General features: G+C 71.8%; 11 protein-coding genes. 6 read left to right on the top strand and 5 right to left on the bottom strand.

Annotated features, from left to right (window positions below):
- Positions 1 to 22 precede the first annotated feature (22 nt).
- Positions 23 to 1,507, top strand: coding sequence for a lipase maturation factor family protein (locus EV279_RS06655; protein ID WP_133542076.1), 1,485 nt, complete (start codon positions 23 to 25; stop codon positions 1,505 to 1,507).
- Positions 1,508 to 1,573: 66 nt separating this feature from the next.
- Here EV279_RS06655 and EV279_RS06650 read toward each other — a convergent pair whose 3' ends face one another.
- The 3 genes from EV279_RS06650 to EV279_RS06640 all read right to left on the bottom strand — a co-directional run bounded on the left by EV279_RS06650 (position 1,574) and on the right by EV279_RS06640 (position 7,042).
- Entirely contained in the window at positions 1,574 to 2,413 is an 840-nt protein-coding gene (locus EV279_RS06650) for an SGNH/GDSL hydrolase family protein (protein ID WP_133542075.1), read from the bottom strand.
- A gap of 451 nt (positions 2,414 to 2,864) precedes the next feature.
- Entirely contained in the window at positions 2,865 to 5,897 is a 3,033-nt protein-coding gene (locus EV279_RS06645) for an SMC family ATPase (RefSeq protein WP_133542074.1), read from the bottom strand.
- A complete protein-coding gene (locus EV279_RS06640) occupies positions 5,894 to 7,042 on the bottom strand; it encodes an exonuclease SbcCD subunit D C-terminal domain-containing protein (RefSeq protein ID WP_133542073.1) in 1,149 nt (382 codons plus the stop codon). The genes EV279_RS06645 and EV279_RS06640 overlap by 4 nt, the downstream gene beginning before the upstream one ends.
- Positions 7,043 to 7,315: 273 nt before the next feature.
- Here EV279_RS06640 and EV279_RS06635 point away from each other — a divergent pair, with 273 nt between their 5' ends.
- On the top strand, positions 7,316 to 7,876 hold the full coding sequence (locus EV279_RS06635) for a hypothetical protein (protein ID WP_133542072.1): 561 nt from the start codon (positions 7,316 to 7,318) through the stop codon (positions 7,874 to 7,876).
- A gap of 34 nt (positions 7,877 to 7,910) precedes the next feature.
- On the opposite strand, the gene EV279_RS06630 is transcribed toward EV279_RS06635, so the two are convergent.
- A complete protein-coding gene (locus EV279_RS06630; protein ID WP_243728462.1) occupies positions 7,911 to 8,120 on the bottom strand; it encodes a hypothetical protein in 210 nt (69 codons plus the stop codon).
- Between the two features lie 98 nt (positions 8,121 to 8,218).
- Here EV279_RS06630 and EV279_RS06625 point away from each other — a divergent pair, with 98 nt between their 5' ends.
- A complete protein-coding gene (locus EV279_RS06625) occupies positions 8,219 to 8,605 on the top strand; it encodes a (deoxy)nucleoside triphosphate pyrophosphohydrolase (protein ID WP_133542071.1) in 387 nt (128 codons plus the stop codon).
- A gap of 43 nt (positions 8,606 to 8,648) precedes the next feature.
- Complete coding sequence (locus tag EV279_RS06620; protein ID WP_133542070.1) at positions 8,649 to 9,938, top strand: MFS transporter; 1,290 nt, start codon at positions 8,649 to 8,651, stop codon at positions 9,936 to 9,938.
- A gap of 78 nt (positions 9,939 to 10,016) precedes the next feature.
- On the opposite strand, the gene EV279_RS06615 is transcribed toward EV279_RS06620, so the two are convergent.
- Positions 10,017 to 10,967, bottom strand: a complete 951-nt coding sequence (locus tag EV279_RS06615; RefSeq protein ID WP_133542069.1) for a superoxide dismutase — start codon at positions 10,965 to 10,967, stop codon at positions 10,017 to 10,019.
- 57 nt (positions 10,968 to 11,024) lie between these two features.
- Here EV279_RS06615 and EV279_RS06610 point away from each other — a divergent pair, with 57 nt between their 5' ends.
- Positions 11,025 to 11,294: a hypothetical protein gene (locus tag EV279_RS06610; RefSeq protein ID WP_133542068.1), complete on the top strand. Its 270-nt coding sequence runs from the start codon at positions 11,025 to 11,027 to the stop codon at positions 11,292 to 11,294.
- Positions 11,295 to 11,484: 190 nt separating this feature from the next.
- The gene (locus EV279_RS06605; protein WP_166644477.1) at positions 11,485 to 11,796 is read left to right on the top strand and encodes a hypothetical protein; all 312 of its coding nucleotides are present in this window, start codon (positions 11,485 to 11,487) and stop codon (positions 11,794 to 11,796) included.
- The last annotated feature ends 4 nt before the right edge of the window (positions 11,797 to 11,800 follow it).

The following is an 11,800-nucleotide window of genomic DNA, read 5'->3' as shown; positions in this document are numbered from 1 at the left end:
CCCGGTGCGAGACTGCGACATCATGGACGGGTTCGCGGCGGTCGACTTCGAGTTCGCCCGGCAGGTGCTGCAGCGCGGGATCGCGGCGCTCTACATCGTGGCGTTCGTCTCGTCGCTCAACCAGTTCCGCGCGCTCCTCGGCGAGCGCGGGCTCCTGCCGGCGCCGGATCTGCTCGAGTGGGCGCGCTCGTCGCGGTCGCGGGGGCGGATGCTGCGCCCCACCCTCTTCCTCCGGTTCCGTTACACCGACAAGCGCCTGGCGGCCCTCTGCTGGGCGGGCATCCTCGTCGGGGCGGCGCTGGTCGCCGGGCTCCCCCAGCTCGGGCCCCCGTGGGTGCCGATGGTGTGCTTCCTCGCCGTGTGGTTCGGCTACATGTCGATCGTCTCGATCGGCCAGACGTTCTACGGGTTCGGGTGGGAGATGCTCCTCCTCGAAGCCGGGTTCCTCGCTGCGTTCCTCGGCTCGAACGGCGAGCCGCCGCCGACGCTCGTGATCGTGCTGTTCTGGTGGCTCCTGTTCCGCCTCGAGTTCGGCGCCGGGATGATCAAGATCCGCGGCGGGCGCGAGTGGCGCGACCTCACGGCGCTGACGTACCACCACGAGACGCAGCCCATGCCCGGGCCGCTCAGCCGCCAGGCGCATCTTCTGCCGCGATGGTTCCACCAGGGCGAGGTCCTGGGGAACCACTTCGCGCAGCTGGTCGTGCCGTGGTTCGTCTTCGCACCGCTGCTGGGCCTCGTGCTGCCCGGGCCGGCACCTGCGATCGTGGGGGCGGTCGCGGCATCCATCATCGTCGCCACCCAGGCGTGGCTCGTCGTCACCGGCAACTTCGCGTGGCTCAACTGGGCCACGATCGTCATCGCGTTCGCGGGATTCGGCATTCCGGGCATCGGCGCCGCGTCCGCTCGCGCGCCGTCCGACCTGCCCTTGCTCGTGAACGGGATGCCGCTGTACTGGGTCGTGATGACGACGGCCGTGTTCGTGCTCTACCTCGCGATCAGCTGGCCCGCCGCGCAGAACCTCGCGGCTCGGCGGCAGCTCATGAACGCGAGCTTCAACCGCTGGCAGCTCGCCAGCGCCTACGGCGCCTTCGGCACCGTGACGAAGCGGCGCATCGAGTACGTGGTCGAGGGGACCGCCTCCGACGACCCCGACGACGACGATTGGCTCGAGTACGGCTTCAAGGGCAAGCCGGGCGATGTGCGCCGCATCCCGCGGCAGTGGGCGCCCTATCACCTGCGGCTGGACTGGCTGATGTGGTTCCTTCCGCTCGGCCGATCGCTCGAGGACTGGTTCCTGACGTTCCTCATGAGGTTGCTGGAATCGGATGCCGCGACCCTGCGGCTGCTGGCCCGCGATCCCTTCGCCGGCGAGCGCCCGCGCGCGATCCGCGTCGTGTCGTACCACTACCGCTTCTCGACCCGAGCGGAGTTCCGTGCCACGGGCGAGCGCTGGGTGCGCGACGAGCCGCGCCTCCTCGTGCGCCCCCTCCGCCTGCGGGACTGAGAGGCACCCTTCCGGTCGAGGAGCGAGCGAAGCGGGACCCAGAGCCTCCGACCGACGCGCGACTCCCTACGACGCCCACTGGGTGGTCGGCCACGTGATGGCGGCGAGTCTCGCCTGCCCCGTGATCGACGGGTGGAAGTAGTCGCGGGTCGAGATGTCGGCTTTGGTGAAGGCGTAGTTCGCGACCGCGTAGTTGTCGAAGCGGCACTTCGCCGTCGCGGCGCAGACGGCCGCGAGGGCGGCGTTGAACTCGTTGACCCGCTGCTGTACGGCGTTGCGGCGATTGACGTCGGCGGCGTTCGTGCTCGACGGATTGGCCAGCAGCGACTGGCAGATGCCCAGGCTCGCCCACGTGAGTCGGGCGGTGAAGCTCCCCTTGTTGAGCTCGTACATCCTCAACAGGTTCGGGATCGACGCCACGAAGATCTCCGGCTGATTCGCGCCGGCCGCGAGCGTCGAGAGGCCGGCCTGCACGTTGGCCGTGAAGGTCGCGACCGACGTCATCCCGGCGACGGTCTTGGTGCACGCGTCGTTCGCGCCGATCTCGATCGTGACGTACTGCGCGCCCTGCGAGACCGCGCGCGACGCCTGCGTGGCGAGTGCCGAGGACAACGACGAACTGACGGCGTCGTTGTAGGCGACGAGCGACGTCGCCCCCGCCGCACGCAGTCGCGCCGCGTGCGACACGACGGACGTGGTCGTTCCCGTCGACCAGCTGTTCGCCGGACACGACAGCAGCGCCGAGCACGTCATGGCGGCCTGCGAGATGGAATCGCCCAGCGCCGCCATGCGGGCGGGAAGGGCCGGTGCGGCCGACGCGGCCGACGAGGCGAAGAGCGAGCCGACGGCGATCACGCCGGCGAGGACAGCGGCCAGGGCGCGTCGCCCGGCCTTGGATACGCGCATGAGTCCCCCAGGACAACTCAGGTCGGCGGGTGGGCCACTCGTCCGTGAGTCGTCCGCGGCACCGGCGGTGTAGGCGTGACCGGTCCGGAGCGGACCGATCTGGCGCACAACCTATACCCGCGTCGAGCGGCTGACAACGGCGCGCCCCGCCCCGCGTGGAAACGGCGCTCCGGGCGGAACCTCGGAGCGCCGTTTCTCCCCCAGCGCCATTGCGCTTCCTGACTCTGCTGCGTGGACAGGAAACCGTTGTCGTGCACGGCCGGACGGCCGCGCGCAAGTCGCATCGTTGAAGACCCGTCGGGCGGGCCGGTCTCCGCGGAAACGATATACCGGACCATCGCGTGGGCACAATGACGACTTCTGCGCTGCGACCGGACGGGAAAGCCCGGCAGGCTGGACCGGGGTTCCCGCGAGCGTCCCGGGGATCGTCGAGGGCGTCGGCGCCCGCGGGTCAGGCGAGCGCGCCGGCTGAGACGACCTGCGCCCGGACCACGCTCGGTCCCCGAGGTGTCGCCTCGACCACGAGCTGGGCCGGGAGCTGCTCCTTCATCGCCTCGACGTGGCTGATGACGCCGACCGTGCGACCGCCCTGGCGGAGCTCGTCGAGCGTGCGCATCGCGAGCTCGAGCGTGTCGCCGTCCAGGGAGCCGAATCCCTCGTCGATGAAGAGAGTGTCCAGCCGCACACCGCCGGCGCGGGACGTGACGACCTCGGCGAGCCCCAACGCGAGCGCGAGCGACGCGAGGAAGGTCTCACCCCCCGACAGGGACTGTGCCGGTCGCGGCATGCCGGTGAAGGAGTCGAAGATCTCGAGGCCGAGCCCGGATGCCGCGTTGCGCGCGGCCCGCGCGTCAGTGTGCTGGATCAGGTAGCGCCCCGCCGACATCTCCGACAGCCGCAGGTTGGCGGCCTCGACGATCTCTTCCAGCTCCGCCGCCAGCACGAAGGCCTCGAGCGTCATCCGCAGGGTGTTCGGCGGGCGCCCGGCGACCGCGTTCGCCAGTCTCGCGATGACGGATGCCTCGGCCGCGAGCACCTCGATGCCCGCGTGCTCTGCCTCCGCCCGCGAGAGCAGGTCGCGCACGCGGGCCGCGAGCTGCTCTGTTCGGAGCATCGCCTGAGCCGCCGCCGACCAGCGGCTTCGCGCGGTCTCGAGGGCGGCCGCCGCCGCGGCGACGTCGATGTGCTCGTCGGGCACGCCGGCGAGCTCCAGTTCGAGCTCGCGCAGCCTGTCGCGCTCGGCGCGCAGCGCCGCGTCGTGGGCGCGGATGTCCTCGTCGAGTCGGGCACGCGTCGCCGCATCGCGGAGAGCCGCCGTCGCCGCGATCACCGCATCGTCCGGGCCCGCCGTCTTGTCGCCGGTGAACATGGATGCCGCCACCCGGGCATCGCGGTCGGCGCGGGCCTCGGCATCCTGAACCCGCGCCGTCGCGGTCCGGTCGAGGGCATCCGTCAGCGCGCCGGCGGCGTCGCGGAGCGTCGCGGCCGCGGCGATCCGCTCCGCGACCGTCGCGAAGCCGCCTCGCGCCGATGACACCGCCGCCCGAGCAGCCTCGGCCTCCGCCGACTTCGCCGCCAGCGCCTCGCGGGCGGCGGCCAGGGCGGCGGCGAGCTCCTCGCGCTCAGCGGCGGCCGCGGCATCCATCGCGACGAGCTCGACGCGCTCCGCGGCGAGCCGATCGCACAGCACGACGGCCGCTTCGACGTCGCGGAGGAGTGCATCGGCCTGCTTCCGCGCGATGGTCAGCTCGGCGACGGCTCCGCCCCCGGCCCGCGCGCTCGCCGCGGCGTGCGCCTCGCGCGCCGCGCGCGCCAGCTCGGCGGCCTCGGTCTCGATGCCGGCAGCGCGATCACGCGCTCGCTCCACGGCGGCGAGCAGATCGTCGGTCACCGGCTCGTCGACGGGCTCCGCGGGATGAGGGTGAGCGGTCGCCCCGCATACGGCGCACGGCTCGCCCTCGACGAGGCCGGCCGCGAGCTCCGCCGCGTGCCCGGCAAGCCGTCGGCGGAGGAGCTGCGTGACAGCGGAGCGGGCGTGATCGTGCGCTTCGACGGCGTCGAGACGATCGGCGTCGGCCGCTCGCAGCGCCTCGGCGAGTTCCTCGGCTTCTCGCGCCGCGTCGAGCCTCAGCTCGATCCCGGCGAGCCGTTCACGAGCGGCGCCAACCGATCCCGCCGCTTCCCGCGCCGGCGCGAGCTGCGCGTCGAGCGCCGCAAGCGCGTCGGGGAGCTGGGCCCGGGCGGCGTCCAGCTCCGCGACGACCGCCGCCTGCTCCTCGATCCCGGCGGCGTCGCGGGCGAGTGCGGCCTCCAGCGGAGCGAGAGCCCGCTCGGTCTCGGCAGCGCCCGCCCACACGGCGAGATCGCCCGTGAGCCGCGCGATCCGGGCGCGGAGCGACGCGGCATCCGTCTCGCCGGCCGCGTCGTGCGCGAGCCAGCCCGTCCTCGCCGCCTCCTCCGCTCGCAACGCCGAGGCGAGGGCCTCCGCGGCCCGACGCGCGGTCTCGATCGGTGCGCGCACGGCCTCGGCCGCGAGGGCGCGTTCGAGCTCGAGGCGACCGGCCGCGATGCGCGGAGCGTCGGCTTCGAGACGCGCGAGAGCCACGCGCGAACGAGTCCGGCGCTCCTGCGCCTCGCGCAGCTCCTTCGCCGCCGCGAAAGACGCCTGCGCCTCTCGATGGGCCGCGTCGGCGTCGTCCGCCTCTCGAGCGAGCGTCTCGACGCGGTAGTCCGCGCGCTGCAGGCCGCGGCGCAAGTCTTCGAGCCGCTCCGCGACCGATCGGCGCCCCTCCGCGGCCTCGCCCTCGAGGGCGTGCTCCCTCAGCACCTTCTCGGCCTCGCCCAGGAGCAGCTCGACGAGCTCCCCGCCCGACGAGACGGCGGCCTCGGCATCCTTGCGCCGCTGATCCAGCGCGGACTGATAGTCCTCGTACGTCCGGGTGCCGAACAGCCGGCGCAGGAGCTTCTGCCGATCGTCGCTGCGGGCGAGCAGGAACTCGGCGAAGCGGTTCTGCGCCAGCAGGATCACCTGCAGGAACTGCTGCTGGTTGAGGCCCAGCAGCTCGTCGACGGCGTGCGCGACGTCGACGGGGCGCGCGGCGCGGCCGATCCAACGCCCGTCGACCTCCTCGAGCAGCTCGGCGCGGTGCGGCTCGGTCGTCATCCCGGTGCCGCGCAGCTTGGGCCGCTCGTACTCCGGCGAGCGCGTGAGCCGCCATCGCCCTCCCGCGGCGCTGAACTCGAGGGTGACGGATGTCGGGTCCTCCGGCGCACAGTGATCGCTGCGCAGGCGCCGGTCGGCGCCGTCGTACCGCGGCGCGGAGCCGTACAGCGCGAAGCAGACGCCGTCGAGCACGCTCGACTTCCCCGCGCCCGTGCGTCCGGCGATGAGGAAGATGCCGTCGTCGGCGTAGGCGTCGAAGTCGACGGTCTGCCGCTCGCGGAACGGGCCGAAGCCCTCCAGCTCGAGTCGGTGCAGCTTCACGCGGTGGCCTCCGCGAGGGCGTGCTCGCCGATGAGGTCGCGGATGACCTCGAGCTCGGCATCCGTCGCACCCTCCCCCGCGCGCACATGGACGAGAAAGGCGTCGAAGAGCTCGACGTCGCTGCGCGCGTCGCGCACGCGGCCCGCGTAGGTGCGGCCGTCGGCGGCGGGAACGCCCTCGGGCGTGTGCATCACCGTCGCGCAGAACGGGAACCGGGCCTGCAGGCGGCGCATCGTGTCGAGCTGCGGCGTCGCGTCGGTGTACTGCGCGCAGACCCATGCGTCCGCGACGTCGGCGAACCGCTCGTGCGTCAGCAGCTCGTCGAACGGCGCTCGCAGTGTCGTGAGCGCACGGGGCACGGGCAGGTCGAGCCATTCGGCCGAGGCGTAGCCCGAGGCATCCAGCTCGACGAGCCAGGATCCGCGCGGCTTGCCGCCCTCGCCGAAGCTGTAGTGCAGCGGAGCACCGGCGTAACGCACGCGGTCGCTCAGCCGCTGGCGACCGTGGATGTGGCCGAGCGCCACGTAGTCGGGCCCCTCGAGCACGGTCATGGGCACGACGTCGAGACTCCCCTGCCGGATCTCGCGCTCCAGATTCGGGGTGGGCTCGACCCCGGCGGCGAAGCAGTGCGCGACGGCGACCGAGCGGCCGCCGCGCTGCGCGAGGTCGGCTCGGATGAGGGTCATCGCCTGCGTCAGCGCCTGCTGCTGAGAACGCACGTCGGGCCACAGCCGCCGCACGATGGCGGGCTCGAGGTAGGGGATGCCGTAGAAGTGGACCGGCCCGTGATCGTCGTGGATCGTGATCGGCGTGCCCACCTGTTCGGGCTTCGTCACGACGTGGATCCCTGCGCGCAGCAGGGCCGACTGGAAGCCGAGGCGCGCCGCGGAGTCGTGGTTCCCGCTCGTGACGACGAGCTGCGCACCGGCATCCGACAGTCCCGCGAGCGCCTCCGTCAGCAGCGTGTAGCAGTCGGCCGAGGGCGTCGCGGAATCGAACACGTCGCCCGCGACGACCACGACGTCGACCTCGCGCTCGCGTACCTGCTCGGTCAGGGCGGCGAGCACGACTCGGAGCGCATCGAGCGTGGCATGGCCGTGGAACGACCGCCCGATGTGCCAGTCCGAGGTGTGCAGGATCCGCATGCAGCCAAGGTAGGCGGCGCTCCCGACATCGCCCGCGAGGCGCTCCCGCGGTTCGCCCACAGCGAGCGCGGCGGGGGTGGCGGCTCCGCGCGACACGACGGAGATGTGCAGGACGACGGATCGGTCCGGCCCGAGGCATCCGTCATCCTGCACATCTCCGTCATCGTGCGCGCTCCTCACCGGAGCCGGAGGACGGGATGCCGCATGCCTTGCGTTTCCCGAAAGTCCGAGGCGCGTCATCCCCTCGAAACACGAACCGACGTACTGTGGAATATGGCGCCCACGACCGATCACTCTCCTCGATCCACGGTCGTCGCTCTCGTCGGATCGGAGAGCGACGCCCTCCTCGACGGCCTCCACGGCCTGCCCGCCCTGCTCGCGATGTCGCTGCGCGGCTCGGAGCCCGCGGAGACAGCCCGCGCCCTCGCGGGCGCGACCACGCCCTACGTCGTGCACGACGCCGATCCGCTCGAGCATGTCGCCGCCGCGTGGGTCGAGCTCTACGGCGAGCAGGCGACCCTCGGCACGCTGGAGGTCGAGGTCGACACCGTCCTGGCGCAGTTCCAGACGGGCGAGGCCGTCATGCCCGACTACTACATCGTGCTCGGTCCCGACGCCATCGACGGCACGTGGCGGCACTGGTGGCTCGGCGCGCTGGCCCACCACGCGCCGTCGCGCGTGCTGCCGGTCGAGGCCTCTGCCGCCGCGCTCCGCGCGCGGCTGCGTCGGCTGCCGGCCTCACGCCCCTGGCCCGAACCCGCCGAGTGGCTCCCCCGCGTGCACTTCGACATCCCCGACCGCGTCGGCCTGCGCGACGAGCCCGGCGCCGCCTGACCGAGGGCTGAGACCGGCCGGGATGCCGTCCGGATCAGCGCGCGCGTCGCCCCCGCGCGGCCACCACGACCGCGACGACGACGAGTGCGATCCCCGCGAGGAGCACCACCGGACCGATGGTCGCCCACAGGCTCGATCCGCTCATCGCGGATCCCTGGATCACGCCGGTGCCCTGCAGCGTCCAGATCAGCCCTACCGCCGCGAGGATGACGCCCGGGACGAGGAACGGCCAGATACGCTTCACGCTCCGACGATAGATCCGTCGTCCCCGCCGGGGAAGGTCGAGGAAGCAGCGGACGGATGTGAAGCAGCGGCGGTCTCCGGTGGTGACACGATGGTGCCATGCCCGAGCCGATCGACGTCGTCGCCGCCGTCATCGAGGAGGACGGCCGGTTCCTCGCGTGCCGGCGCGCTGCGCACAAGGCTGCGGCCGGCCGGTGGGAGTTCCCGGGCGGCAAGGTCGAGCCCGGCGAGCGCCCCGTCGAGGCCCTCGAGCGCGAGATCCGCGAAGAGCTCGGCATCGGCATCCAGATCCTCGGTCACCTGACCACGGACGAGACCGGACCCATCCGGCTCATCTGCCTGCGGGCGCGGCTGCAGGCCGAGCGCCCGGTCTCGAGCACCGACCACGACGAGCTGCGCTGGATCCCGCGAGGAGCGCTCGGCGATCTGGCGTGGGCCGACGCGGATCTGCCCGCGGTTCGCCTCCTGACCGCCTCACGTGTGTGAACCGGGTCTAGCCTTCACGTGTCGTTCTTCTGATCGGAGGGTCATGACCGCAGCGGCACCGCTTCCCACGGCACGCCGGATCCAGGGCACGTATTACGTGCTCGTGCTCGGGAACACGCTGGCCGCATCGTTCATCTGGGGCGTCAACACCCTCTTCCTCCTCGACGCCGGGCTGTCGAACTTCGAGGCGTTCGCGGCGAACGCGCTCTTCACGGTCGGGATGCTGGTGTTCGAGATCCCGACGGGGGTCGTCGCCGACACGGTGGGGCGGCGCGCGTCCTATCTCATCGGCACGATCACGCTGGCGGTGTCGACGGCGATGTACTGGATGCTGTGGCTCTGGCAGTCCCCCTTCTGGGCCTGGGCGATCGTCTCGGTGCTCCTGGGCCTCGGGTTCACGTTCTTCTCCGGGGCCATCGACGCGTGGCTCGTCGACGCGCTGCATGCGGTCGGCTACAAGGGCAGCCTCGAGACGGTGTTCGGTCGCTCGCAGATCTTCAGCGGCAGCGCGATGCTCGCGGGGTCGGTCCTCGGCGGCGTCGTGGCGCAGCTGAGCAACCTCGGGGCCCCCTTCCTCGTCCGGGTCGCCCTGCTGCTGGCGATGTTCGTCGTGGCCGCTGTGCTGATGCGCGACATCGGCTTCACGCCGGACCGGAGCGAGGGCCCGATCGCCGCCACCCGCACGGTGTTCCGGGCATCCATCCGCTACGGCCTGGGCAAGCCCGCCGTCCGCTGGCTCATGCTCGCCAGCCCCTTCACCGCCGGCGTCGGCATCTACGTCTTCTACGCCCTTCAGCCGCACCTGCTGCAGCTCTGGGGCGACGAGCAGGCGTACACCATCGCAGGCCTTGCAGCGGCCCTGCTCTCCGGCGCATCGATCGTCGGCGGCCTCCTCGCCCCCTGGGTCCGCAGGCTGTTCCGGCGCCGGACGTCGGCCATCCTCCTCGCCACGGTCACGGGCGCACTCGTGCTCGTGATTTTCGGGTTCGTCGAGAACTTCTGGATCGCGATCGTCCTCGTCGCCCTGTGGGGCATCGCGTCGGCGATCGACGACCCGGTGCACCGTGCCTACCTCAACGCGATGATCCCGTCGAAGCAGCGCGCGACGGTGCTCTCGTTCGACTCGCTCATGGGCTCCGCGGGCGGCGTCGTGGTCCAGCCCGTGCTCGGCCGGGTGGCCGACGTCAGCGGCTACGCCGTCTCGCTCTTCTGGAGCGGCATCATCACGGCGGCCGCCGTGCCCTTCGTGCTCCTCAGCCGCGCCGCGGGGTCGTCGGCCGATCTCGGGACGACCGTCGACGAGGAGCGGGAGGATGCCGAGGCCGGCGCCTGACACGCATCGCCGACGCGCCGGCGAGGCATCCGGTCTCCCGCGCGAGGCGATGAGGACGACGGATGCCTCGCCCCGGCGTCACCGACCCACGCGAACGACGTCGTATTCGGTGTCGGGCGTGGGTGGCGTGCCGAAGCGCGCATTCGGGAGGAACAGGCTCGAGCCGTACGCGGCGACGGTCGTGGGAACGTCGAAGTCCTCGTCGGTCAGGACGTCGACGAGCGAGCCGCTGGTCCCCTGCGCGTCGAGGCGGATGACCGCGATCTGGTTGAGGCGGTTCTGCACGACGTAGAGCGTCCTGCCGAGGACGAGGAGTCCGTCGCCGAACTGCAGCGAGGTGCCGCCCAGATCCACGGCGGTCGCCACTCCCGTGGCCGGGTCGATGCGGAAGAGGGTGCCGGTGGACGACTGGATGACGAGAAGGGCCTTGCCGTCGGTCGTCTCGGCGATGCCGTTCGCGTTGAACACCCCCTGCTGCTGCCACTCCCCCGTGATCGGCAGCTTCACGACCTCGGAGGGATCGGGAAGCTCACCCGACGGGCTGATGGGCAGGAAGTACAGCTCTGGGGCCGTGCTGTTGGTGAACCATGCGCCGTCGCGCGTCAGCACGACGTCGTTGATGAACGCACCGGCGGGCGCCAGCTGATAGCTGGCGAGCTCGTCGCCCGTCGCCGAGTCGACCACGCGGGCGATGCCCGTCGGCCCGCCGGAGATGAACAGCCGGCCCTGGCGATCGACTTTGAGTCCGGCGGCGGGGATGCCGGGACCCTCGCTGATGATCCGGCCGTCGCCGGTACGGAGGTCGGCGGCGTAGATGTCGCCGTCGGCGAGCGACCCGAGGTACGCGACTCCGCGGGGATCGATCGTGATCCCCTCGGGCTGGAAGCCGTCGGGCAGCGCTATCAGGTCTTCGACAGACCCGCCGCCCGGAGGCGAGCCGGCGGCCCCGGCCGCCGTCGCCGTCGAGACGGCCAGCAGCCCGGCCAGCGCGATGGTGGTCAGAGAACGAGCGACGATTCGACCAGACATGGGGTCATGCTAGACCTGGCTGAGGGTGTGAGGCCGCGGGCACGAGATACTGGATGCATGTCCTCCTCCGTTCCGCGCCGCTCGAATCCGACAGCGTGGGCCGCGTTCTGGTTCGCCCTGGCCGGCCTCGTGCTCATGCCCATCCCGCTGTTCATCGGGCTGATCCTCGGCGGGGGGCTGTCCATCGTGGCGGCGGTCCTGACCGTCATCGCCCTGTTCAAGGGCATCGCCCGCGACGGGAAGGGGATCGCGCCGGTGGTGTTCGCGGCGATCTTCATCGCGCTGACGTGGGGCGGCATCTCGGTCGGCGGCGGCACCATCTGGTGAGACGCGCTCGCCGGTGAAGCGCGCCACGGCTGCGCGAGTTCGAGGAGCGTTCGCCGGTGCCCTGGGGTGCGCCGCGAGATGCCGTGACGCCCTCTTGCCCGCGATATCGCACAGGGCGACAATGAGCGTTGCGGGTCCTGCATCACGGACGTAGCCCGTGAGCGTCCCGCTCGATCCCGGGAGGCAGCTCATGCCGAGTCAGGAAGAATTCGACGAACTCAAGGGGCGTCTGGAGAGCCTCGAGAAGCAGATCGGGGGCGCCGCTCCGCCGGACTTCACCGAGGAGGAACTCGCCACCTTTCGGAAGGTGTCGGCCGCGGCGGGCTACTACGGCGAGTTCTGCGGGATCAACGACTGCTTCCGCCCGAGGCTGTGCTTCACGACGTGCACCGTGTGTCGCACCTGCTTCGTGCCGTGCATCTACGAGTGCACGTGCGGGCCGTGCAATCAGGGTCCGATCATGGGCGGCGGACTGCAGCGCTTCGGCGGACTCGGCGGCTGACACG

It is taken from the genome of Microbacterium sp. BK668 (assembly GCF_004362195.1).
GTDB lineage: Bacteria > Actinomycetota > Actinomycetes > Actinomycetales > Microbacteriaceae > Microbacterium.
The sequence above is the reverse complement of the archived record's forward strand: the minus strand, read 5'-3'. Positions and strand labels throughout refer to the sequence as shown.

Excerpts from the sequence above, each read along its gene's own strand:
- EV279_RS06655 (WP_133542076.1), top strand. The coding sequence starts at position 23 with ATGGACGGGTTCGCGGCGGTCGACTTCGAGTTCGCCCGGCAGGTGCTG.
- EV279_RS06650 (WP_133542075.1), bottom strand. The coding sequence starts at position 2,413 with ATGCGCGTATCCAAGGCCGGGCGACGCGCCCTGGCCGCTGTCCTCGCC.
- EV279_RS06640 (WP_133542073.1), bottom strand. The coding sequence starts at position 7,042 with ATGCGGATCCTGCACACCTCGGACTGGCACATCGGGCGGTCGTTCCAC.
- EV279_RS06635 (WP_133542072.1), top strand. The coding sequence starts at position 7,316 with ATGGCGCCCACGACCGATCACTCTCCTCGATCCACGGTCGTCGCTCTC.
- EV279_RS06625 (WP_133542071.1), top strand. The coding sequence starts at position 8,219 with ATGCCCGAGCCGATCGACGTCGTCGCCGCCGTCATCGAGGAGGACGGC.
- EV279_RS06620 (WP_133542070.1), top strand. The coding sequence starts at position 8,649 with ATGACCGCAGCGGCACCGCTTCCCACGGCACGCCGGATCCAGGGCACG.
- EV279_RS06615 (WP_133542069.1), bottom strand. The coding sequence starts at position 10,967 with ATGTCTGGTCGAATCGTCGCTCGTTCTCTGACCACCATCGCGCTGGCC.
- EV279_RS06610 (WP_133542068.1), top strand. The coding sequence starts at position 11,025 with ATGTCCTCCTCCGTTCCGCGCCGCTCGAATCCGACAGCGTGGGCCGCG.
- EV279_RS06605 (WP_166644477.1), top strand. The coding sequence starts at position 11,485 with ATGCCGAGTCAGGAAGAATTCGACGAACTCAAGGGGCGTCTGGAGAGC.